At 65.6% G+C, this 22,560-nt stretch carries 18 protein-coding genes and 1 pseudogene; 14 read left to right on the plus strand and 5 right to left on the minus strand.

The window, feature by feature from the left end:
• Window positions 1–6 precede the first annotated feature (6 nt).
• Together D7S86_RS18875 and D7S86_RS18880 are read left to right on the plus strand one after the other, a co-directional pair.
• Entirely contained in the window at window positions 7–408 is a 402-nt protein-coding gene (locus D7S86_RS18875; RefSeq protein WP_166444142.1) for a group III truncated hemoglobin, read from the plus strand.
• 170 nt (window positions 409–578) lie between these two features.
• On the plus strand, window positions 579–1,409 hold the full coding sequence (locus D7S86_RS18880) for a PhzF family phenazine biosynthesis protein (RefSeq protein WP_121088419.1): 831 nt from the start codon (window positions 579–581) through the stop codon (window positions 1,407–1,409).
• A 17-nt stretch (window positions 1,410–1,426) separates the two neighbouring features.
• Here D7S86_RS18880 and D7S86_RS18885 read toward each other — a convergent pair whose 3' ends face one another.
• Complete coding sequence (locus D7S86_RS18885; protein ID WP_121088420.1) at window positions 1,427–1,786, minus strand: 2Fe-2S iron-sulfur cluster-binding protein; 360 nt, start codon at window positions 1,784–1,786, stop codon at window positions 1,427–1,429.
• Window positions 1,787–1,802: 16 nt separating this feature from the next.
• Complete coding sequence (locus D7S86_RS18890) at window positions 1,803–4,139, minus strand: FdhF/YdeP family oxidoreductase (protein ID WP_121088421.1); 2,337 nt, start codon at window positions 4,137–4,139, stop codon at window positions 1,803–1,805.
• A gap of 605 nt (window positions 4,140–4,744) precedes the next feature.
• Here D7S86_RS18890 and D7S86_RS18895 point away from each other — a divergent pair.
• From D7S86_RS18895 to astB, 3 genes are all read left to right on the plus strand, one after another.
• Window positions 4,745–7,102 carry a putative bifunctional diguanylate cyclase/phosphodiesterase gene (locus D7S86_RS18895; protein WP_158602024.1) on the plus strand — a complete coding sequence of 786 codons (2,358 nt, stop codon included), beginning with the start codon at window positions 4,745–4,747 and terminating at the stop codon, window positions 7,100–7,102.
• Between the two features lie 272 nt (window positions 7,103–7,374).
• Entirely contained in the window at window positions 7,375–8,400 is a 1,026-nt protein-coding gene (astA, locus tag D7S86_RS18900) for an arginine N-succinyltransferase (RefSeq protein ID WP_121088423.1), read from the plus strand.
• Window positions 8,401–8,415: 15 nt separating this feature from the next.
• Entirely contained in the window at window positions 8,416–9,771 is a 1,356-nt protein-coding gene (astB, locus tag D7S86_RS18905; protein ID WP_121088582.1) for an N-succinylarginine dihydrolase, read from the plus strand.
• Between the two features lie 142 nt (window positions 9,772–9,913).
• On the opposite strand, the gene D7S86_RS18910 is transcribed toward astB, so the two are convergent.
• A complete protein-coding gene (locus tag D7S86_RS18910) occupies window positions 9,914–11,566 on the minus strand; it encodes a gamma-glutamyltransferase family protein (RefSeq protein ID WP_121088424.1) in 1,653 nt (550 codons plus the stop codon).
• A gap of 310 nt (window positions 11,567–11,876) precedes the next feature.
• Here D7S86_RS18910 and D7S86_RS18915 point away from each other — a divergent pair, with 310 nt between their 5' ends.
• The 4 genes and pseudogenes from D7S86_RS18915 (at window position 11,877) to phnN (ending at window position 15,260) form a co-directional block, all read left to right on the plus strand.
• Window positions 11,877–12,689: a mechanosensitive ion channel family protein gene (locus tag D7S86_RS18915; protein ID WP_121088425.1), complete on the plus strand. Its 813-nt coding sequence runs from the start codon at window positions 11,877–11,879 to the stop codon at window positions 12,687–12,689.
• An 82-nt stretch (window positions 12,690–12,771) separates the two neighbouring features.
• On the plus strand, window positions 12,772–14,196 hold the full coding sequence (mdtD, locus tag D7S86_RS18920) for a multidrug transporter subunit MdtD (protein WP_240648281.1): 1,425 nt from the start codon (window positions 12,772–12,774) through the stop codon (window positions 14,194–14,196).
• A gap of 117 nt (window positions 14,197–14,313) precedes the next feature.
• Window positions 14,314–14,583: pseudogene (locus D7S86_RS18925) on the plus strand (GIY-YIG nuclease family protein); the annotation flags it as partial.
• A gap of 128 nt (window positions 14,584–14,711) precedes the next feature.
• A complete protein-coding gene (phnN, locus tag D7S86_RS18930) occupies window positions 14,712–15,260 on the plus strand; it encodes a phosphonate metabolism protein/1,5-bisphosphokinase (PRPP-forming) PhnN (RefSeq protein WP_121088584.1) in 549 nt (182 codons plus the stop codon).
• A gap of 18 nt (window positions 15,261–15,278) precedes the next feature.
• Here the strand turns inward: phnN and D7S86_RS18935 are convergent, their stop codons facing one another.
• Window positions 15,279–16,121 carry an IclR family transcriptional regulator domain-containing protein gene (locus D7S86_RS18935; protein WP_121088427.1) on the minus strand — a complete coding sequence of 281 codons (843 nt, stop codon included), beginning with the start codon at window positions 16,119–16,121 and terminating at the stop codon, window positions 15,279–15,281.
• A 273-nt stretch (window positions 16,122–16,394) separates the two neighbouring features.
• Between D7S86_RS18935 and D7S86_RS18940 the strand changes: the two genes are divergently transcribed.
• The 5 genes from D7S86_RS18940 to D7S86_RS18960 all read left to right on the plus strand — a co-directional run bounded on the left by D7S86_RS18940 (window position 16,395) and on the right by D7S86_RS18960 (window position 20,607).
• Complete coding sequence (locus D7S86_RS18940) at window positions 16,395–17,087, plus strand: 3-oxoacid CoA-transferase subunit A (RefSeq protein ID WP_121088428.1); 693 nt, start codon at window positions 16,395–16,397, stop codon at window positions 17,085–17,087.
• Window positions 17,088–17,098: 11 nt separating this feature from the next.
• On the plus strand, window positions 17,099–17,755 hold the full coding sequence (locus D7S86_RS18945) for a 3-oxoacid CoA-transferase subunit B (RefSeq protein ID WP_121088429.1): 657 nt from the start codon (window positions 17,099–17,101) through the stop codon (window positions 17,753–17,755).
• 38 nt (window positions 17,756–17,793) lie between these two features.
• Window positions 17,794–18,996: a 3-oxoadipyl-CoA thiolase gene (pcaF, locus tag D7S86_RS18950; RefSeq protein ID WP_121088430.1), complete on the plus strand. Its 1,203-nt coding sequence runs from the start codon at window positions 17,794–17,796 to the stop codon at window positions 18,994–18,996.
• A 235-nt stretch (window positions 18,997–19,231) separates the two neighbouring features.
• A complete protein-coding gene (locus D7S86_RS18955) occupies window positions 19,232–19,495 on the plus strand; it encodes a helix-turn-helix domain-containing protein (RefSeq protein WP_121088431.1) in 264 nt (87 codons plus the stop codon).
• 164 nt (window positions 19,496–19,659) lie between these two features.
• Window positions 19,660–20,607 (plus strand): aldo/keto reductase, encoded by a 948-nt coding sequence (locus D7S86_RS18960; protein WP_121088432.1) that lies wholly within the window; start codon window positions 19,660–19,662, stop codon window positions 20,605–20,607.
• 53 nt (window positions 20,608–20,660) lie between these two features.
• On the opposite strand, the gene D7S86_RS18965 is transcribed toward D7S86_RS18960, so the two are convergent.
• Window positions 20,661–22,226, minus strand: coding sequence for a methyl-accepting chemotaxis protein (locus D7S86_RS18965; protein WP_121088433.1), 1,566 nt, complete (start codon window positions 22,224–22,226; stop codon window positions 20,661–20,663).
• Window positions 22,227–22,560: the final 334 nt, after the last annotated feature.

Below are 22,560 nucleotides of genomic sequence, written 5' to 3' on the forward strand. Positions count from 1 at the left end.
CGCATGATCGCGATGCCCGATCTATGCACCGAGGAAGAAGTCCGCTATCTCGTGCATACGTTTTACGCGAAGGTCCACGAAGACGCGGACCTCGCGCCGATTTTCAATGCGCACGTCAAGGATTGGGACGCGCATCTCGCGAAGATGGTCGACTTCTGGTCGTCGACCCTGCGCGGCACGGCGCGCTATCGCGGTACGCCGATGCCCAAGCACGCGCAATTGCCGAAGCTCAATCCGGATCTGTTCAAGCGCTGGCTCGAATTGTTCCATCGGACGACACACACGCTCGACAACGCGCGCATGCGCGAGCGCGCCGACATGCTCGCGCCGCGCATCGCCGAGAGCCTCTGGTACGGGTATCAGATGTACAACGATCCGGCGAACCTGCCGGGCCGGCTTGAGCCCTGAGGCCTGAATCTTGAGCCCTGACTCTTGAGCGCGATACGCGACTGTACTGGTCGCGGCGTATCGAGTTGTCTATGGCCTCCGGGATGCGACACGCGATGAAATGCACCTCTCGCACTCGATGCGCAAGCGTCTCGATCTTCAGTCCCATTCTCAGGATCTCAGGAGCCCCGGTGAATTCCTACGCATTCAAACAACTCGACGTGTTCTCGAACGCGGCGCTCAAGGGCAATCCGCTTGCCGTCGTGCTCGGCGCCGACGCGCTGACCGATGCGCAGATGGCCGCGTTCGCGAACTGGACGAACCTCAGCGAAACGACGTTCGTGCTCAAGCCGACCACGCCCGAGGCCGACTATCGCGTGCGGATCTTCACGACGCGGCAGGAACTGCCCTTCGCGGGCCATCCGACGCTCGGCACCTGCCATGCATGGCTCGAAGCGGGCGGCCAGGCGAAAGGCGAATACATCGTGCAGGAGTGCGGCGTCGGGCTCGTGCGGATCCGTCGCGATCAGGCGCGTCTGGCGTTTGCCGCGCCGCCGCTGGTGCGCACGGGCGAACCCGCGCCCGAGCTCGTCGAGCGGATCCGCGCGGGGCTCGGTCTGCCGCCTGAGGCCGTGGTCGCCGCGCAATGGGTCGACAACGGACCGGGGTGGGTCGCGTTGTTACTCGACGACCGGGCGCGCGTGCTGGCGATCCGGCCGGACGACAGCCGGCTCGCCGGTCTCAAGGTCGGCGTCGTCGCGCCCTGGAAGGACGGCGAGGCCGACTTCGAAGTGCGCGCCTTTATCGCGGGCGAGGGCATGGCCGAAGACCCGGTGACCGGCAGCCTCAACGCGAGTCTCGCGCAGTGGTTGATCGGGAGCGGCCGCGCGCCCGCGCGCTATGTCGCGAGCCAGGGCACGGCCTTGGGCCGCGCGGGACGCGTATCGATCGAACGGATCGGCGACGACATCTGGGTCGGCGGACACGCGCTCACCTGCATCGACGGCCGCGTGACGCTCTAGTCGCGCGGCCGTCGGGCTCAAAATCGCCGCGCGCGTTTTTTGGCTTGTTCGAGCAGCAGATCGATCTCGGATTTGAGGCGCGCATACGGCACGTCGAGCACGAGGGCCGACTCGGCCGCGGCGACACACGGCAGGATCCAGCCGTCGTCGCTTTCGTCGGTCGTGATGCCGGGCCATTCGATCGTGTAGCGCACCGCGCCGCTCGCGAGCTTGCACAGGCAGGTCCGGCACGTGCCGTTGCGGCATGAACTCGGCAGCAGATAGCCTGCCGCGCGCGCGGCGTCGAGCACGGTCTCGTCGGCGCGCGCGTCGAATGCCCAGCCGGCGGGCTCGATGCGGATGGGGAACACGACAGGGGGCTTCGACATGCCCGGCATTGTGCCCGATCGCCGCTTAGTCGGGGAAATAGGGCTGTTCGACCGGCGCGTCCGATGTCGCGTCGAGCAGCACCGGTATCGACTTCGATGAGGGCGTGCCCGCGCCGATCGCGATGCTTTCGAGCGGAATCAAAGGATTCGTCTCGGGGTAATACGCGCCCAGACAGCCGCGCGGAATGTCGTATTCGACGAGCCGGAAGCGCGCGGCGCGGCGCTCGATGCCGTCGTCCCAGACGCTCGTGAGATCGACCCAGTCGCCGTCCTTGAAGCCGAGCATCGCGATATCGTCGCGATGCGCGAACACGACGCGCCGCTGGCCGAACACGCCGCGATAGCGATCGTCCTGGCCGTAGATCGTCGTGTTGTACTGATCGTGCGAGCGCGTGGTCATCAGCGTCATGAGCCGTTGGCCGTGCCGTGCGCGCGCGCGATGGATCGGCGTATCGCGATCGACGGCATGCGCGATGAACGCGGCCTTGCCGCTCGCGGTTTTCCAGACGCGCTCGCGCGACGCGACCCCGAGATGAAAGCCGCCCGGATGCGCGACGCGCGCGTTGAAATCCTCGAAGCCGTCGATGACCTGCGCGATCGCGTCGCGAATCGTCGCATAGTCGTCGATATAGCCACGCCAGTCGGCGGTGCCGGGGCCGAGCGTGGCTTGCGCCATGAGCGCGACGATCGCGATTTCGGACAGCAGATTCGGCGAGGCCGGCTTGTTCATCCCGTACGACAGATGGACCATGCTCATCGAATCCTCGACCGTCACGCCTTGCGCGACGCCGTTCTGCATATCGATCTCGGTGCGGCCGAGCGTCGGCAGGATCAGCGCGTCGCGGCCGTGGACCAGATGGCTGCGGTTGAGCTTCGTCGTTACATGCACGGTCAGCGCGCACGATTCGAGCGCGGCCCACGTACGCGGCGTATCGGGCGTCGCGATCGCGAAGTTGCCGCCAAGCCCGATAAAGACTTTGACCTTGCGATCGAGCATTGCCTGGATCGTCTCGACGACGTCATAGCCGTGCGCGCGCGGCGGCTCGAACGCGAAGACCCGACCGAGGCGGTCGAGGAATGCCGCGGCCGGCTTCTCCTCGATACCCATCGTGCGGTCGCCCTGGACGTTCGAGTGGCCGCGGACCGGGCACAGACCCGCGCCGGGCCGGCCGATATTGCCGCGCATCATCATGAGATTCGACAACATCTGGATCGTCGCGACCGCATGGCGATGCTGCGTGAGCCCCATGCCCCACGTCGCGATCACACGCTCGCCGTTTACGTAGATCGTGCTCAGGCGCTCGATGTCTTCGCGCGAGACGCCCGATTCGTCGACGAGCACGGTCCAGTCCTCGGCGCGCAGATCGGCCGCGAAGGCGTCGAATCCGGTCGTATGCGCGTCGATGAAGGCGACGTCGAGCACGCGCGGCGTGCCGCGCTCGAGGGCCGCGTCGTCGAGTTCGAGCACGCGTTTCGCGACGGCCTTGATCAGTGCGAAGTCGCCGCCGAGCGTCGGCCGGATAAACACCGAGCTGATCGGCGTGCTGCCCATCGTGAGCATCTCGGCCGGGTGCGACGGGCTCGCGAAGCGTTCGAGTCCGCGCTCGCGCAGCGGATTGATCGAGACGATCGTCGCGCCGCGCCGCGATACTTCACGCAGTTCGCCGAGCATGCGGGGGTGATTGGTGGCGGGGTTCTGGCCGAAGATCAGCAGGGTGTCGCACTGCGTGAAATCGTCGAGCGTCACGGTGCCTTTGCCGATGCCGACCGTCTTCGGCAAGCCGCGGCTCGTCGGCTCGTGACACATGTTCGAGCAATCGGGGAAGTTGTTCGTGCCGAACATCCGCACGAACAACTGGTACAGAAACGCAGCCTCGTTGCTCGCGCGTCCCGACGTGTAGAACGCGGCCTCGTTCGGATCGTCGAGCGCGCGCAGATGGGTCGCGATCATCGCGAACGCGTCGTCCCAACTGATCGGCAAATAGGTGTCGCTCGCGGCCGAGTAGACCATCGGATCGGTCAGCCGGCCATAGGCTTCGAGCGTGTAGTCGGACTCGCGCATGAGGTCGGCGACCGTGCGCTGCGCAAAGAATTCGGGCGTCGCGCGCTTGCTCGTCGATTCGGCCGCGACGGCCTTGACGCCGTTCTCGCAGAACTCGAACGTCGACGTATGCGCGCGATCGGGCCACGCGCAGCCGGGGCAATCGAAGCCGTCGGGCTGGTTCTGCTTGAGCAGCGTCCGATAGTTGCCGCCCGGTACGCGTTCTCGAATCAGATTGACCGCGACTTGCTTGAGGGCGCCCCAGCCCGCGGCCGGATGCGTATAGGGTTCGATGCGTGCGTCGTATTTATTCTTGGACATGAACGGCTTGAAGTTTCATGGGCATGGCGCGCGTGATGTTCCGGATGACGAAGCAATCGGCGACGGACGGAATTCGACGCATGGATTCGAGTTTCGAGCTTAAGCGAGTGGTCCGTTCAAAAGGAGCACAGCCGTCGCGGGGTCGTGAGAGCACAGTTTGCGGTTCCCCGGCGCGTACGGGAAGCGGCCGCACGATGGCCGCAAGACGGGCCGGCAGGCCTGGTCGGTGCGTCCGCAGGCTGCCGATCCGTATTAAACGCGGATTTCGGCTTGCGCGGGGTTTCAATCCGCGGAAAATCCCGACCATCGCAATTCATGATGTATTCGGGTGGCAAGTTGTTTATCTGAATCATTCGCATGTTTCGTAAAGAAAATGCAGATTTCTTTCATTTTTCTGCATGCCGGTCGATTTTCCAGGCATCGAATGAGTATATATACAGGGTAATTACGTACGCAGTGAGACTCCATTTCACGCGTTTCATGCCGTAAATAGGGTTTGATATTCCTGTTCACGCGCGCGCGTGACGCATCCCACATCGTCCATGCGGCTATCGGAAAAAATTGCACGACGCACCAAGGCGCAGGGGAGGTCGGGTTGGGTCTATGTGCTGACCCTGATCTTTCTCGCGTCGGTCTTCGATGCGAGTGTCGCTTACTTCTGCATCAAATCCGAGCGCCGCTCGCAATCCGAACTCGTCCAGACGGCGGCCGCCAAACAAGCGCTTGAATCGCTGCAGGACGCATTGCTGCAAGTCAACGCCGCCGTGTCGTCCGGCATGGCGTCGCCGGTCGTGATCGGCGAGCATGCGCTCGAACTCACGCGCTACGCCGATGCGCGTCGCGCGCTCGACACGCTGTCGACGATCGAACCCGCGAGCCGCGCGGTCACGCGCGACGGTCTGAGCCTGCGCGACCTCACGGCGCAGTACCTCGAATCGGCGCGGCTCACGCTCGACCAGTGGCGTGGCTCCGAAAAGGTTTCGAATGGCGGCGGTGTCGGTCTGATGGCGCTCAACGTGCGCCTGAACGCCGTGCTTTCCGAAATCGCGGTCGAACGCAATATCGAAGCCGATCGCGTGACGCGCGCAATGAATCGCGTGTTCGGCTGGTCGTATTGGGTTGTCGGTATCCTGCTCGGTTCAGTGATCCTGACGAATCTCGTGCTGCTCGCGCTGTTTTCGCGCCTCGTCGCGACGCGCGCATCCGAGCGTCATGCGATGAATACGCTCGCGATGTCCGATCGGGAACTGCGGCTGCTGAGCCAGGCGATCGACGATACGCCGAACGGCGTGCTGATCAGCCGCGCCGAAGACGGCGTCGAGATCATCGAATACGCGAATCCGGCGGTCACGTCGATGCTCGGCTATTCGAACGGCGAGTTGATCGGCATGCGCGGCGATCGGCTCGCCGATCCGGACGACGTCGCGGGCATGCGCGAAGCGCTCGAACAAACCGGCCGCTATCAGGGGCTCGTGCATCTGCGCGCGCGCTCGGGCGCGACCGTCGGCGTGCAGTTGTGCATCTCGGCGGTCGTCGAGGGCGTCGCGAACCCGATGCATTACGTGATCGTGCTCAACGACGTCAGCGAACTGCTCGCGTCGCGCGAGCGTCTGCGTCTGCAGGCGTCGGTCGATATGCTGACGCTGCTGCCGAATCGCAACGGACTCGTCGAGCGTCTCGAAGCGATGCTCGCCGATGCGGCCGAGTCGGGCGCGTCGTGCGCCGTGCTGTTCGTCGATCTCGACCATTTCAAGTACATCAACGACACGCTCGGCCACGCGACGGGCGATGCGGTGCTGCGCGAAGTCTCGAAGCGCTTGCGCGAACGTCTGCCGCGCGACGTCATGATCGCGCGCTACGGCGGCGACGAGTTCGTGATCGCCGCGCTCGACTACGATGCGCTGCGCGTCGAAGCGCTCTGCCGCAACGTGCTCAGCGCCGTATCGGAGCCCGTGTTCAGCGGTTCGACCGAACTTCAAGTCGATTGCAGCATCGGCGTCGCGCTGTGCCCGCTGCATGCGCGTTCGGCATCCGACCTGTTGCGCTGCGCCGACGCCGCGATGTATCTCGCGAAGGCCGACGGCCGGAATTGCTCGCGCGTGTTCGAACCGTCGCTGGGCCGCGAGATCGAGGCGCGTCTCGGCATGTCGAACAAGCTGCGCCGCGCGCTCGCCGACAACGAGCTCTATCTCGTCTATCAGCCTCAGTATTCGCTCGTCACGCACGAGCTGACCGGACTCGAAGCGCTCGTGCGCTGGCGCGACGGACAGGGCCGTCTGTTCATGCCCGGCGACTTCATCCCGATCGCCGAGCAGCACGGGCTGATCGGCCGGCTCGGCGAATACGTGCTCGACATGGCGCTCGCGCAGCTTGCCGCATGGCGCACGCAGGGCGTGCCGCTCGTCGCGGTGTCGGTCAACGTCGCCGCGCAGCAGTTCGCGAGCGGCGATTTCGTCGGCTTCGTGCTCGACGCGCTGCGCCGGCACGCGATCGGACCCGAATGGCTCGAACTCGAAATCACCGAAAGTTCGCTCGTGCAAAACACGATCCGTACGGTGTCGCAGCTCCAGACCTTGCGCCTGCACGGCATCCGGATCGCGATCGACGATTTCGGCACGGGGTATTCGAGCCTGTCGTATCTCGACACGTATGAAATCGACCGGCTCAAGATCGACCGCTCGTTTGTCAGCGAGCTCGAAACGCGCTCGTCGCGCGCGGGCATCGTGCGCGGCGTGATCCTGCTCGCGAAGGGGCTCGGCTACGGCGTGGTCGCCGAGGGCGTCGAGACGCCGGGCCAGTTGGCGATCCTGCGCGAAAGCGGCTGCGGGTATGCGCAGGGGTATCTGCTGTCCAAGCCCGTGATGCCCGAGCGCGCGGCCGAACTGCTGCGCTCGCCCGAGCGGCCGCCGCACGGCGATCCCATCCTGACCGAAGACACTCAACTGTTCCGCTTCGATGCGTGAGCGGGCGTCAGTCGTGCGTTGACGCGTCGTTCGACGTCCGCTCAGGCATCTGCTCAGGCATCTGCTCAGGCATCCGCTTTGGCGCCCGTCATCGCCTCTGGTTTGACGGATGAGTCAATCAAGCCGATGCACAGTCTCGCCTCGATGCCTGCACCGGTTTTCGCACGCGTTCGGTCTCGCTTATCATTCCCCGAGTTTTGCCCCGCAACACGAGCGCGCCGCGGGCAGACCGGGACCGACGGTACCCCGTGCGACCGTGCAGGAGAGAAGCGATGATGGTTGTTCGCAGCGTCCAGACGCACGACCTCGAGTCCGTGCTGGCGCTCGCCAATGAGACGGGCCCCGGTTTGACGACGCTCAAACCCGATCGCGCCGCGCTCGCCGCGCGCATCGAGCGGGTCGTGCGAACGGCGCGCGGCGAGGCCGCCTTGTTCGAGCAGGGCTATCTGTTCGTCATGGAAGAGACGCAGACCGGCGAAGTCGTCGGCGTCTGCGGACTCGAAGCGGCGGTCGGGCTCGAACTGCCTTTCTACAACTACCGTGTGAGCACGGCCGTCCATGCGAGCAAGGAGCTCAACGTCTGGTCGCGGACCTCGTTGCTGACGATCTCGTACGATCTGACCGGCTATGCCGAGCTGTGCTCGTTGTTTCTGAGTCCGCGCGCCCGCGCGCATGGCGCGGGCGGTTTGCTGTCGCGGTCGCGCTTCATGTTCATCGCGCAGTTTCGCGATCGTTTTCCCGAACGGATCTGCGCCGAGATGCGCGGTTATTTCGATGAGGAAGGCGAATCGCCGTTCTGGCGCGCGCTCGGCTCGCACTTCTACCAGATCGATTTCAATGCGGCCGACTACCTGAGCGCGCAAGGCAAGAAGGCCTTTATCGCCGAGCTCATGCCGCGGCATCCGGTCTATGTACGCCTGTTGCCCGAAGCGGCTCAGCAGGCGATCGGCGTCACGCACAAGGACACCTTGCCCGCGCGCCGCATGCTCGAGTCCGAGGGACTGCGCTATGAGAATCACGTCGATATCTTCGACGCGGGACCCGTGCTCGAATGCCATACGTCGGACCTGCGCACGGTTCGCGCGAGCCGGCGGGTTCGCGTCGCGCCTGTCGATCCGACCCTGCCGGTTCAGCGCTGCCTCGTCTCGAACGGGTCGATCGGCGATTTCCGCGTGATCGCGGCGACCGCGCGCGTCGACGGCGCGGCGATCGACCTCGACGACGCGCAGCGCGCGGCGCTGCAGGTCACGGACGACGCGGCCGTGCGCGTGCTCGCGCAGTCCGTCCCTTCGACATAGAGGTGGCCCATGACGATGCAATCGACACCCGCGAACGCGGTCGAAGCCAACTTTGACGGACTCGTCGGACCGACGCACAACTATGCGGGCTTGTCGTTCGGCAACGTCGCCTCGCACGCGAACGAGAAACGCGTCGCGAATCCGAAGCAAGCCGCGCTGCAAGGCTTGCTCAAGATGAAATCGCTCGCCGCGCTCGGCTATCGGCAGGCGGTGTTGCCGCCGCACGAGCGGCCTTCGGTCGATCTGCTGCGCACGCTCGGCTTCACGGGCGACGATGCGCGCGTGATCCGCGATGCTGCGCGGAGCGCGCCCGAACTGCTGTCGGCCGCGAGTTCGGCGTCGGCGATGTGGGCCGCGAACGCGGCCACCGTGAGCCCGTCGGCCGATACCGCTGATGGACGCGTGCATGTCACGCCCGCCAATCTCGCGTTCAATCTGCACCGCTCGATCGAACACACGACGACGCAGCGCGTGCTCGGCGCGATCTTGGCCGACGACCGGCATTTCGTCGTGCATCCGGCGTTGCCGGGCACGCCCGTGCTCGGCGACGAGGGCGCGGCCAATCACACGCGTTTTTGCGGCGCGTACGACACGCGCGGGGTCGAGTTTTTCGTCTATGGTCGGCGCGTCTACGGCGGCGGTCCCGCACCCGTCCGATATCCGGCGCGGCAGACGTTCGAGGCGAGCCGGGCGATCGCGCGTCGTCACGGGCTCGCCGATGACGCCGTCGTCTATGCGCAGCAACGGCCCGACGTCATCGACGCGGGCGTGTTCCATAACGACGTGATCGCGGTCGGCAACCAGCGCGTGCTGTTCTGTCATGCGCATGCCTTCGTCGATCAGCATGCGGTCTACGACGCGTTGCGCGAACGCCTCGCGCGCACGGGCGCGACGCTCGACGTCGTCGAAGTCCCGGACGACGACGTCAGCGTCGCCGACGCGGTCGGCGCGTATCTGTTCAACAGCCAATTGCTCGCGCTCGGCGACGGGCGCCAGCGTTTGATCGTGCCGCAGGAGTGTCGCGAGAATGCGCGCGTCGCGGCGTATCTCGACCGCCTGGTCGCGGCGGGCGGGCCGATCGCCGACTATCGCGTCTTCGATCTGCGCGAGAGCATGCGCAATGGCGGCGGTCCCGCGTGCCTGCGTCTGCGCGTCGCGCTCAACGCGGCCGAGGCGGCGGCGGTCAAGCCCTCGGTGTGGATCGACGATGCGCGCTATGACGCGTTGACGCGCTGGGTCGAGACGCACTATCGCGACCGCCTCGCGTTCGATGATCTCGCCGATCCGCATTTGCTCGACGAAACACGGACCGCGCTCGATGCACTGACGCGTCTGCTCGATCTCGGTTCGATCTACGCGTTCCAGCGCTGACCGGACCCGTCGAGGCGGATTCGATCAGCGGGTACCTTGAGCGGGTACCTTAAGCGGGTCCACCAAGCGGATCCATTAAGCGGATCCATTAAGCGGATCCATTAAGCGGACCCATCCAAGCAGCCCCCCTAAACCCGATCCCTCAAAGCGCCGCGACGACGCCGTCCGTGCGCGGTTCGGTCCCGCCGCAGAGGACGCCCGTGACGGGGTCGCGCAGGATGATCTGGCCGCGGCCGTAGTCGGTCGAATGATGGTCGACGTAGACGTCGTGGCCGCGCGCCGCCATCTCGTGCACGAGCGCGCTCGAATAACCGTGCTCGAAGCCGAAGCGGCGCTTGCCGAACCATTGCCAGCGCGGCGCGTCGAGCGCGGCCTGCGGATTGAGGCCGAAGTCGATCATGTTCATGAGGACCTGGACATGGCCTTGCGGCTGCATGAACGCGCCCATGACGCCGAACGGCCCGAGCGCCTCGCCGTCGCGCGTGAGAAAGCCCGGGATGATCGTGTGATACGGCTTCTTGCCCGGCGCATATGCATTGGCATGCCCGGGCTCGAGACTGAAACCCGCGCCGCGATTCTGGAGCACGATGCCCGTGCCGGGCACGATCATCGTCGAGCCGAAATCGCGGTAATGGCTCTGGATGAACGAAATCATATTGCCGTCGCGATCGGCGGCCGCGAGGTAGACCGTGCCGCCCGCGACGGGATCGCCATGCAGCGGGTCGCCCGCGCGCGCGCCGATCAACGCGCGCCGCTGCGCCGCATAGCGTTCGCTGAGCAGGGCGTCGAGCGGCACCTTCAGGCGGTCGTGCTCGGTGATGTAGTGCTGGCCGTCGGCGAACGCGAGCTTCATCGCTTCGAGCTGGCGATGCAGCGTGAGCGGATGTTCGCGGCTGTGCAGATCGTCGAAACCCTTGAGGATATTCAACGCGAGCAGCGCGACGAGGCCCTGGCCGTTGGGCGGAATCTCCCAGACCTGGTAGCCGCGGTAATCGATCGCGATCGGATCGACCCATTGCGGCGCGTATTCGGCGAGATCGCGTTCGCGCAGATAGCCGCCGCTCGTGCGCGCGAAGGCGTCGATCGCGCGCGCGAGGTCGCCCCGATAGAAGCTTTCGCATTCGGTCTGCGCGAGCGCTTCGAGCGTGCGCGCCTGATCTTCCCAGCGATGGATCTCGCCGGGCAAGGGCGCGCGGCCCTGAGGCGCGAAAACGTCGAACCAGCGGCGCGCGACGTCATCGCCCGTGACGGTGCGCAGCATGTCGTTGGCGCGGAATTGCGTCTCGGCCTTGTGCCAAAGCTGACTGATCACGGGGGTGACCGCGAAGCCGTCGCGCGCGAGCGCGATCGCTGGCGCGAGCAACTGGGCGAACGGCAGCTTGCCGAAGCGCCGCGACAGCGCGGCCCAGGCTGCCGGGCAGCCGGGCACGGTCACGGGCATCCAGCCGTGCAGCGGCATGGTCTCGTGGCCGGCCGCGCGGATCTGTTCGAGCGTGAGATCGCGCGGCGCGGGGCCGCTCGCGTTGAGGCCGTGCATCGTGCCCTTGCCCGTCAGCGGATCGCGGATCCAGACGATCGCGAACGCGTCGCCGCCGATGCTGCAGCTCGTCGGCTCGACGACGGTCAGGGCGGCCGCCGTCGCGATCGCCGCATCGATCGCATTGCCGCCGCGCGCGAGCATGTCGCGGCCGATCTGCGCGGCGACGGGTTGCGAGGCCGCGACCATGCCGCCTCGCGAATAGACGACGCTGCGCCGGGACGGGTAGGGCGAGTGATGCGAAAAAGCTGCCAGCATGATGACGGCGGACCTCGTGAACGGGATGACGGATTGCGTGTTGGAGCCCGATACATTAACCGAATTTATTTCAGGCGTTGGTGCGCGAGGTCAATTGCTTAGTGCGGCAACGATCCGTCATGCGCGTCGTCTTGCACGGGTCTGACGGCTCACGTATAAAGGCGCAAGGCGCGCTCGGAGCCTCGGTTCGGCGGATCGATCGGGTTGTCGGCGCGTGCGGTAGAGGTGTGCGGTCTGAGGTTCCGGCATTGCGCAGCGCCCGCTTGTGCGGGGGTCGTTCCGACACGCTTCATTCACCGGTGAGAAAGCCATGGATCTGGAAACCGTACGTGTATTCCTGATGACCCGCGGGATCGATTTCGGCATCAAGGTCGTGGCCGCGATCGTGATCTGGATCATCGGACGGTGGGTCATCAATCTCGTGATCCGCCTCATGCGCAATGTGCTGTCGCGCAACGGCCGCGTCGACCCGACGCTCGCGCATTACCTCGGCTCGATCCTCGCGGGTTTGCTCACGCTGATGCTCGTGCTCGCGATCCTGCAGGTCTTCGGCATTCAGACGACCTCGTTCGCCGCCTTGCTCGCGGGCGCCGGTCTCGCGATCGGCGCCGCGTGGGGCGGCTTGCTCGCGCATTTCGCGGCGGGGCTGTTCCTGCAGGCGTTGCGACCGTTCAAGGTCGGCGATTTCATCACGGGCGGCGGCGTCACGGGAACCGTGACGGAAATCGGCTTGTTCGGCACGACGCTGCTGACGCCCGACAACGTGACGACGATCATCGGCAACAACAAGATCTTCTCGGACACGATCGCCAACTACAGCGTGCAGCCGTACCGGCGCGTCGAACTCACGGCGAAGATCGCGAACGGCGTCGATCCGCTTGACGCGATCGCCCGGCTCAAGGCCGCGGTCGCGGCGATTCCGAACGTCAAGCAAACGCCGCCGCCCGATGTCGAGGTGCTGTCGTTCACGCCCGAGGGACCGTTGCTCGCCGTGCGGCCGTATGCCGACAACGTCGACTACTGGCAGGTCTACTTCGATACGAATCGCACGATCATCGAGACCTTCAAGCAGGCCGGCTTCCCGACGCCCGAGACGCCGATCGCGCGGCGCCAGGTCGGCTGAGCGCGGGCAGTCCGAACGGCGCGATGCCGCCGATCGGAGCGGCCGGCGTAAGATGGCGCTTTTCGTTCGCCGACGCCTACCGATGACTGTTGCCCCGATGCAGGACCGATCGCTGACCATCATGCTCTGGGTGGTCGCGGTCGGTTTTTTCATGCAGACGCTCGATTCGACGATCGTCAACACGGCGCTGCCGCCGATCGCCAAAAGTCTCGGCGAAAGCCCGTTGCGCATGCAGTCCGTGATCATCGGCTACTCGTTGACGATGGCCGTCGTGATCCCCGCGTCGGGATGGCTCGCCGACCGTTTCGGGACGCGGCGCGTGTTCCAGACCGCGATCGTGTTGTTCGTGATCGGCTCGATCCTGTGCGCGTTGGCGAATCGGCTCGATATGCTCGTCGCCGCGCGCGTCGTGCAGGGCGTCGGCGGCGCGATGCTGTTGCCCGTCGGACGGCTCGCGGTGCTGCGGACCTTTCCGCAGGACCGCTATCTGCAGGCGCTGAGCTTCGTCGCGATTCCGGGCATGGTCGGCCCCTTGATCGGACCGACGCTCGGCGGCTGGCTGACCGAGACCTTTTCGTGGCATTGGGTGTTTCTGATCAATGTGCCGGTCGGCGTGATCGGCGGCATCGCGACGATCATCTACATGCCCAACAGCAAGGTCTCGGGCATCGGACGCTTCGATACCAGCGGGTATCTGCTGCTCGCGTTGTTCATGGTGGCGATCTCGTTCTCGCTCGACGGGCTCGCCGAGCTCGGTTTCGAACATGCGACGGTCCTGATGCTGCTGATCGGCGCGCTCGCGATGCTGACCGCCTACGGGCTGCATGCGACGCGGCATCCCGAGCCGCTGTTCTCGCTCAATCTGTTCAAGATCCATACGTTCAGCGTCGGCTTGCTCGGCAATCTGTTCGCGCGGATCGGCAACGGCGGCATGCCGTTCCTGATTCCGCTCGTGCTGCAGGTCTGCCTCGGCTATTCGCCGATCGAAGCGGGGCTCATGATGCTGCCGATCACGTTCGCGGGCATGCTGTCCAAGCGCCTCGCGACGACGTTGATCGAGCGCCACGGCTATCGGCGCGTGCTCGTGACGAATACGTTTCTCGTCGGGATCGCGATCGCGTCGTTCGCGCTGATTTCGCCGGGACGGCCGATCTGGATCATGTTGATTCAGCTTGCGCTGTTCGGCGCGGTCAACTCGATCCAGTTCACGGGCATGAACACGATCACGCTCAAGGACCTGGGGCGCGCGGGCGCGAGCAGCGGCAACAGTCTGCTGTCGATGGTCCAGATGTTGTCGATGAGTCTCGCCGTGACGTCGGCCGGCGCGTTGCTGCAGACGTTCCGCACGCGTCTGGGCGTCGCGCAGGAGCTCGCGAATCCGCTGCCCGCTTTCCATGCGACGTTTATTTGCGTGGGACTGATCACGTCGGCGTCGGCGTGGATCTTCATGCAGTTGACGGCCGAACGTCTCGCGACGGACACGATCGGGCACGCCGGCGAGATGTAGACGATCGCCGCAGCGGTGCGCGCCGGCGCGCACCGGCGTACGGGACCGCGGCTTCGATGTTATCGAGATCGGCGGCGGGATCGGAAACGGGATCGGGATCGGCGATAATGCGCGCCTATGACCTGGCATCTCTACCTGATCGAATGTGAGGACGACAGTATCTACACGGGCATTGCCGTGGATGTCGACGCGCGATTTCGCCAGCATCTGAGCGGGACGGGCGCGCGATACACGCGCTCGCACGTCCCGCGCCGTCTGTTGGCGTCGTTCTCGCTGCCCGATCGTTCGATGGCGTCGAGAGCCGAATATGCGGTCAAACGCCTGCCCGCGTCGACGAAGCGTCTGCTTGCGTCGGGTGCGCTCGAACTCGGCGACGCCGTGCCCGCGCTCGCCGACTGGATGGCGCAACAGTCCTGAGTGCGGCGCAGCGAGATGAATCCGGATCACGACACGATGACAGCCTCAGACAACGGAACGACGCCGCGCAGGGCGTGCATGGCGAGCAGGGTGCGCGGATGACGGGCCGCCTCGTGTATGTCATGGGCCCGTCGGGCGCGGGCAAGGACACGCTGCTCGCTTTTGCGCGCGCGCGGCTCGCGGGCTCGCATGTGATGTTCGCGCATCGCTACATCACGCGCGCGGCCGATACGAGCGGCGAAAATCATATCCATCTCAGCGACGAAGAGTTCGACACGCGCGCGGGGCTCGGGCTGTTCGCGCTCGCCTGGCAGAGCCATCAGTTTCGCTACGGAATCGGGATCGAAATCGATGCGTGGCTCGCGAGCGGATGCACGGTGGTGGTCAACGGATCGCGCGGTCATCTCGCCGATGCGATCGATCGGTATCCCGCGCTCGAGATCGTCCATATCGATGCGCATCCGACCGTGCTCGCGGCGCGCCTCAGCGCGCGCGGGCGCGAAAGCGCGGAGCAGATGCAGGCGCGTCTCACGCGACGCGTGACGCTCGACATCCCCGCGGGCGTCTCGATGCGCACGATCGACAACTCGGGCATGCTCGAAGACGCCGCGCGCGCACTGCTCGATCTGCTCGACCGCGCCGGCTAGGCGTCGCGCGCCGATCGCTCACGAACCGCGCAATGCGACGAGCGCGGACACGCGTTGCGCGGCCGCCTGGAGCGGCGGCAAAAAGTCACGAATCATTTGCTTCGCGGTGCTGCGCTGCGCATTGCCGCTGACGTTCATCGCCGCGATCACACGCCCCTGACGATCGCGAATCGGCGCCGAGATCGAGATCAATCCGACTTCGAGTTCCTGATCGACGATCGCCCAATTCTGCTCGCGGACCTGCGCGATGATGTCCTTGAGTTGCGCCGGATCGACCACGGTGCGCGGCGTGCGCTGCCGCAGCTCGGACGCCGCGAGCGTCGCATCGAGCTTGTCGTCGTCGAGACCCGACAGCAGCACGCGGCCCATCGACGTGCAGAACGCGGGCAGTCGGCTGCCCGTCGCGAGATTGATCGCGATGATCTTTTGCGTCGGGACGCGCAACACGTAGACGATGTCGGTCTTGTCGAGCACGGACGCGGAGCAGCTTTCGTGGACCTGGGCGACGAGATGTTCCATTACGGGCTCGGCGAGGTTCCAGATCGGCATCGACGTCAGATACGCAAACCCCAGATCGAGAATTTTCGCGGTGAGCCGGAACTGGCGGCCGTCGGCCTCGACATAACCGAGCGTCTGCAGCGTGAGCAGGATGCGTCGCGCGGCCGCGCGCGTGAGCCCGGCCGCCGCCGCGACTTCGGACAGCGTCTGCGAGGGACGGCGCGCGTCGAACGCGCGGATCACGGCGAGGCCGCGCGCGAACGACTGGACGAACGAATCGCCGGGACGCTCGGCGCCCTCGGGCGACGCACCCGGTTCGCCCGGTGCGAGAGGATTGGGCGGCGTGTCGGATTGGGTCAGCATGGTCAAAACGTATCGTCAGGTGAGCGGCCGCATGAACGGCGATCGATTGTCATAGGGGGGCGCATCCGGCCGCATCGCATGCGCCGCGCCGATCCGCGCGCGCCGACGGCTCGCGCCCCGTTTCCGGACTCAGGCGCGGCCCCGGGCGCGGACCGGTCGCGCCTTGACAGCGGATGGCCACAGTCACTACTATCGCACAAAACGTTCGCCAAACGAATCAATGTTCGTAAGGCGAACATTTTCTAATCGGCTGGAATAGTAGAGGAAGACACGATGATCGACAAGATCTTTGATTCGGTCGCCGCTGCCGTCGAAGGGATTCGAGACGGCGCGACGGTGATGGTCGGCGGGTTCGGCACGGCGGGCATGCCGTCGGAGCTCATCGACGGGCTCATCGAGCAGGGCGCGCGCGACCTGACGATCGTGAGCAACAACGCGGGCAACGGCGATATCGGCCTGGCCGCGCTGCTCAAGGCGCGACGCGTTCGCAAGGTCATCTGTTCGTTCCCGCGCCAGTCGGACTCGTATGTGTTCGACGGCTTGTACCGGGCCGGCGAAATCGAACTCGAAGTCGTGCCGCAAGGCAATCTCGCCGAGCGTATTCGCGCCGCGGGCGCGGGCATCGGCGGCTTCTTCACGCCGACCGCTTACGGCACGCTGCTCGCCGAAGGCAAGGAAACGCGCATCATCGACGGCCGGCCGTATGTGCTCGAATCGCCGTTGCATGCGGATGTCGCGCTGATCAAGGCGCTCAAGGGCGATCGCTGGGGCAATCTGATTTACCGGAAGACTGCGCGCAACTTCGGCCCGATCATGGCGATGGCCGCGAAGACGGCGATCGTCCAGGTCTCGGAAGTCGTGCCGCTCGGCGCGCTCGATCCCGAACATATCGTGACGCCCGGCATTTTCGTGCAGCGCGTGGTGCAAGTGCAGCCCGCCGTGGCCGCGACGAAGGCGGCAGCCTGAGGGAGAGGACAATGAAGAAACTGACTCGAGACGAAATGGCGCGCCGTGTCGCGCAAGACATTCCCGAAGGCGCGTACGTGAACCTCGGCATCGGTGTGCCGACGCTCGTCGCGAACCATCTGTCGGCGGACCGCGAGATCTTCCTGCACAGCGAAAACGGCCTGCTCGGCATGGGGCCCGCGCCGGCGCCCGGCGAAGAGGACGACGAACTCATCAACGCGGGCAAGCAGCATGTGACGCTGCTCACGGGCGGCGCGTTCTTCCATCATGCGGATTCGTTCGCGATGATGCGCGGCGGCCACCTCGATATCTGCGTGCTCGGCGCGTTCCAGGTGTCGGCCAAGGGCGACCTCGCGAACTGGCACACGGGCGCACCCGACGCGATTCCCGCGGTCGGCGGCGCGATGGACCTCGCGATCGGCGCGAAGCAGGTCTACGTGATGATGGAACACCTGACGAAATCCGGCGAAAGCAAGGTCGTCGCCGAGTGTACGTATCCGTTGACGGGCATCGGCTGCGTCGGCCGGATCTATACGGATCTCGCCGTGATCGACGTGACGCCCGACGGGCTGGTCGTTCGCGAGATCTTCACGGACCTCTCGTTCGACGAACTCGTCAAGCTCACGGGCGTGCCGATGCGCTACGACCCGATCGCCGCGACTGCGTGAGACGCAGCCTGACTCCCTCAAGTTGATCCTGGACTGACATGACTGAAGCTTTGATTTGTGACGCGATCCGCACGCCGATCGGCCGCTACGGCGGCGCGCTGTCGTCGGTGCGCGCGGATGACCTCGGCGCGATTCCGCTGCGCGCGCTGCTCGAGCGCAACAAGAACCTCGATCCGGCCGCGATCGACGACGTGATTTACGGCTGCGCGAACCAGGCCGGCGAAGACAACCGCAATGTCGCGCGGATGTCGCTGTTGCTCGCGGGGCTGCCGATCGCGGTGCCGGGCAGCACGGTGAACCGGCTCTGCGGTTCGGGCATGGATGCGGTGGGCATCGCGGCGCGCGCGGTGCGCTCGGGCGAGGCCGCGCTGATGGTTGCGGGCGGCGTCGAAAGCATGAGCCGCGCGCCGTTCGTGATGCCGAAGGCGACGTCGGCGTTTTCGCGGCAAGCGGCCGTGTATGACACGACGATCGGCTGGCGTTTCGTCAATCCGCTGATGAAGCAGTTGTACGGCGTCGACGCGATGCCCGAGACGGGCGAGAACGTCGCGAAGCAGTTCAGCATCTCGCGCGAAGACCAGGACAAGATGGGCCTGCGCAGCCAGCTCAACGCGGCGCGCGCGCAGAAGGACGGCACGCTCGCGCAGGAAATCGTGCCGGTGTCGGTCGCGCAGAAGAAGGGCGATCCGATCGTCGTCGACCGCGACGAACATCCGCGCGAGACGAGTCTCGAAGCGCTCGCGAAGCTCAAGGGCGTCGTCGCGCCCGACGGTTCGGTGACGGCCGGCAACTCGTCGGGCGTCAACGACGGCGCGGCGGCGTTGCTGATCGCCAGCGAGGCCGCGGCCAGGCAATTCGGTCTGACGCCGCGTGCGCGGATTCTCGGCGTGGCGACCGCCGGCGTCGAGCCGCGCATCATGGGGATCGGACCGGCGCCGGCCGCGCAGAAGCTCATGGCGCGCCTGGGCATGACGATCGATCAGTTCGACGTGATCGAACTCAATGAGGCGTTCGCCTCGCAAGGGCTCGCGGTGCTGCGTCAGTTGGGCGTCGCGGACGACGATCCGCGCGTGAATCCGAACGGCGGCGCGATCGCGCTCGGCCATCCGCTCGGCATGTCGGGCGCGCGGCTCGTCGCGACGGCGACGTACCAGCTCCAGCGCACGGGCGGCCGCTTCGCGCTGTGCACGATGTGTATCGGCGTGGGGCAGGGCATTGCCGCGGTGATCGAGCGGATCTAAGCCGGCTTGGCGGGCCATCGCGTTTCCTGATGCGCGGGGCCTGGCACGGATGCGCTTGGCCCTGGCTTCATAGGCGCCTCAGTCGATGACTGGGGCGTATGTTTTTCCGGCGGGGGGCCGCCACGCTCGATGTTTATCTGTTATTCAGCTATTCAAGAAGTATCTGAAATACGGATAAATTGCCTATATCCGTATTTCGGCTGAAATGCATATAGCCGAATAACAGATAGATCCCATGTCTCTGACCTTGCCGCCTCAGCGGCTGTTGACTGCTTTGCAGCTTGGGCAACTTCTGCTGGCCGCGCGCAAGCGTCGCGCGTTGACCCAGGCGCAAGTCGGGGCGCGTCTGGGCCTGAGTCAGAACCGCGTCTCCTATCTCGAACAGCATCCTGATGAACTGAGCTTCAAGCAGTTGCTCGGATGGTGTGCGGTCGTCGGACTCGAACTCAGCTTGGGCGAGCGCGGTCGATCCGGATCGACGACCAAGACGGAGTGGTGACATGGGGCGACGCTCGCACAGCCAGACCATGATCGGGTCGTCGAACGGTTCGATCGCGCCGTGTCTGCCTGATCCGCCGCGTCGCGCGGCTTGATGGCCAAGGCCGCTTGCGTCGCCGCGCGAAGTCATCGAGACTTAAGCGGTTTCTACACTGGGAGACACCGATGCAACTGCGGGAACTGGGCACCACGACACTCAAGGTTTCGCCGCTGATGTTCGGCGGCAATGTATTCGGATGGACCGCCGACGAGGCGACATCGTTCTCACTGCTCGATGCGCTCGCCGACGCGGGCATCAACTTCATCGACACGGCCGACGTCTACTCGGCATGGGCGCCCGGCAATCAGGGCGGCGAGTCCGAATCGATCATCGGCAAATGGTTCAAGCGCTCGGGCAAGCGCGACAAGGTCGTCCTCGCGACGAAGGTCGGCTCGCTCGCGACGCGCCCCGGCCTCACGCGCGACAACATCCTCAAGGCGGCCGACGAGTCGTTGCAGCGCTTGCAGACCGATTACATCGATCTGTATTTCTCGCATCGCGACTTCGCCGATTCGGCGTCGCTCGAAGAAACGCTGAGCGCCTACCAGACGCTGATCGAGGCCGGAAAGGTCCGCACGATCGGCGCGTCGAACTACAGCGACGCGCGCCTGCGCGAGGCCCGCAAGATCAGCCGCGCGCAGGGTCTGCCCGAGTATCAGGTGATCCAGCCTGAATACAATCTCTACGATCGTGCGGAGTACGAACGCGAGTCCGAGCCCGTCGCAACGGAATTTGGTCTCGGCGTCGTCACGTATTTTTCGCTCGCGCGCGGGTTTCTCTCGGGCAAATACCGTTCGACCGAGGATCTCGCCAAGAGCAAGCGCGGCGGCGGGGTCGAGCCTTACCTGAACCCGCGCGGCAAGCGGATTCTCGCGGCGCTCGACGAGATATCCGAGCGTCACGGGACGACGCCCGCTTCGGTCGCGCTCGCCTGGCTCATCGCACGGCCGAGCGTGACGGCGCCGATCGCGAGCGCGACCTCGCTCGCGCAGCTCGACGCACTCGTTGCGGCCACGGCGTTGAATCTCGACGCCGACGATATCGCCGCGCTCGATACGGCAAGCGCACCCTGACCGGCGGCGGCCGCCGACACGCGCGATCCGCGTGTCGGCGCGTCGACGCGCGTTCAGGCGTGCTCGATCGAGAACAGCCGCACGGCATCGCCGAGCACGCCCGCCTGCACGCCGAGATTCTGCGCGGTCGAGGTCGATTGCTCGACGAGCGCCGCATTCTGCTGAGTCGCGCTGTCGAGCTGCGCGACGGCCTGCGTGACCTGGCGGATCCCGTCGGCCTGCTCGCTGCTCGCATTCGCGACTTCAACGAGGATCGACGCGACGCGCTTGACCGCCTCGTCGATCGAGCGGACTTGCGCGGCGGTCTGCGAGACGAGCAGCGAGCCTTTCTCGACTTCAGCCGTACTCGCGTCGATCACCGATTTGATTTCTCGCGCGGCGTTCGCGCTGCTTTGCGCGAGATTGCGGACCTCGGTCGCGACGACGGCGAACGAGCGGCCGGCCTCGCCCGCGCGCGCAGCTTCGACTGCCGCATTCAAGGCGAGGATGTTCGTCTGGAACGCGATGCTGTCGATGACGCTCGTGATGTCGCCGATGCGCTTCGATGCCGTGGCGATGCTTTCCATCGTGTGCTCGACGCGCGACACCATCTGATCGCCTTCCGTCGCGGCCTTCTGCGCTTCCTGCGACAGATCGAGCGCGCGCGCCGCGGAGTCGGCATTGGCCTGCACGGTCGAGGTCAGCTCGTCCATCGTCGCGGCAGTCTGTTCGAGCGAGGCGGCTTGCATCTCCGTGCGCCGCGACAGGTCGATATTGCCGCTGCCGATCTCGCTCGCCGCGTCGGCGACACCCGTGATCTGCGAGCGCACGTCGAACACGATCGCGGTCAGATTCGACTTCAATTGTTGCAGCGACCGTTGCAGATCGCCGAGATCGTCCTGCCGATTGACCGCGAGATCGACGCGCAAGTCGCCCGCGGCGAGGCGCAGCGCGAACTGCGTGATGTCGTCGAGCGGCTTGCCGAGATGCGCGCCGAGCCGGTTCGCCGTCACCGCGCCGAAGACGGCCGTGACAGCCGTCGCGATCCAGTACGCGAGGCCCGGCACACCGCGGTCGACGAGGCAGCCGAGCACGAGCGTCGCGAGCGGCGCGCCGACCATATTCATCAAGGCGACGCGCTTGGCGAGCGCGAGCGACGACCAATGGTCGAGCACGCCCGCGAGGCCCGTGCGCACGATCAGGCCGCCCGAGAGCCGGCGCCCGCGGAGCGTGCCTTCGCGCATCTGCTTGTAGAGTGCCTGGGCGCCGCTGACTTCCTGGCGCGACGGCTTGACGCGCACGCTCAGATAGCCGACCGTGCGGCCTTGCTCGATGACGGGCGTCACGCTCGCGCGAACCCAGTAGTAATCGCCGTTCTTGCGGCGGTTCTTGACGAGTGCGCCCCATTGGCGGCCCGCACGTATCGTTTCCCAGAGATCGGCGAACGCTTCGCGCGGCATGTCGGGATGCCGGATCAGGTTGTGCGGCGCACCGACGAGCTCATCTTTCGAATACCCCGACGCGCGCACGAAGGCGGGGTTGCAGTACGCGATATTGCCTTGCAGATCGGTCGCCGAGACAAGCATATCGGCGTTGTCGAGTACGTATTCCTGTTGTGTGACGGGCTGGTTATTTCGCATGACTTCTCTGGCTGCTGAACAGCGTGCGGAGCGAGCCTCGCGCTTAACCGTTCATCTTGAAATTCGAATGATGCAGGACGATGCCGTATTTATCGGCGTGATCCCCAAGGGCTTTAGGGTTTCCGAGTCATGCACTCGGACATCCGCGCGCAACGCGGATTTTCGTGCTGCATGGGGGCATCGTATGAAACGCGGCGAGGCTGCCACAAGAGTCTGAAACAGGCGTTGATGCAGATCATGCGGCGTCGAACGCGCTGCGCTGTTTTGCACCGTGACGGTGCAAGTGGGGCGTGCGCCTGTCCGCATGGCGTGCGCGTCGTGCGCAAAACCGGGG

The organism is Pararobbsia silviterrae (assembly GCF_003628125.1).
Lineage (GTDB): Bacteria > Pseudomonadota > Gammaproteobacteria > Burkholderiales > Burkholderiaceae > Pararobbsia > Pararobbsia silviterrae.

What these genes read in the sequence shown, in the direction of transcription:
- astA (WP_121088423.1), top strand. Translation starts at nt 7,375, where the DNA reads ATGATGGTTGTTCGCAGCGTCCAGACGCACGACCTCGAGTCCGTGCTG.
- D7S86_RS18890 (WP_121088421.1), bottom strand. Translation starts at nt 4,139, where the DNA reads ATGTCCAAGAATAAATACGACGCACGCATCGAACCCTATACGCATCCG.
- astB (WP_121088582.1), top strand. Translation starts at nt 8,416, where the DNA reads ATGCAATCGACACCCGCGAACGCGGTCGAAGCCAACTTTGACGGACTC.
- pcaF (WP_121088430.1), top strand. Translation starts at nt 17,794, where the DNA reads ATGACTGAAGCTTTGATTTGTGACGCGATCCGCACGCCGATCGGCCGC.
- D7S86_RS18960 (WP_121088432.1), top strand. Translation starts at nt 19,660, where the DNA reads ATGCAACTGCGGGAACTGGGCACCACGACACTCAAGGTTTCGCCGCTG.
- D7S86_RS18935 (WP_121088427.1), bottom strand. Translation starts at nt 16,121, where the DNA reads ATGCTGACCCAATCCGACACGCCGCCCAATCCTCTCGCACCGGGCGAA.
- D7S86_RS18955 (WP_121088431.1), top strand. Translation starts at nt 19,232, where the DNA reads ATGTCTCTGACCTTGCCGCCTCAGCGGCTGTTGACTGCTTTGCAGCTT.
- D7S86_RS18965 (WP_121088433.1), bottom strand. Translation starts at nt 22,226, where the DNA reads ATGCGAAATAACCAGCCCGTCACACAACAGGAATACGTACTCGACAAC.
- phnN (WP_121088584.1), top strand. Translation starts at nt 14,712, where the DNA reads ATGACGGGCCGCCTCGTGTATGTCATGGGCCCGTCGGGCGCGGGCAAG.
- D7S86_RS18885 (WP_121088420.1), bottom strand. Translation starts at nt 1,786, where the DNA reads ATGCCGGGCATGTCGAAGCCCCCTGTCGTGTTCCCCATCCGCATCGAG.
- D7S86_RS18945 (WP_121088429.1), top strand. Translation starts at nt 17,099, where the DNA reads ATGAAGAAACTGACTCGAGACGAAATGGCGCGCCGTGTCGCGCAAGAC.
- D7S86_RS18915 (WP_121088425.1), top strand. Translation starts at nt 11,877, where the DNA reads ATGGATCTGGAAACCGTACGTGTATTCCTGATGACCCGCGGGATCGAT.
- D7S86_RS18940 (WP_121088428.1), top strand. Translation starts at nt 16,395, where the DNA reads ATGATCGACAAGATCTTTGATTCGGTCGCCGCTGCCGTCGAAGGGATT.
- D7S86_RS18910 (WP_121088424.1), bottom strand. Translation starts at nt 11,566, where the DNA reads ATGCTGGCAGCTTTTTCGCATCACTCGCCCTACCCGTCCCGGCGCAGC.
- mdtD (WP_240648281.1), top strand. Translation starts at nt 12,772, where the DNA reads ATGACTGTTGCCCCGATGCAGGACCGATCGCTGACCATCATGCTCTGG.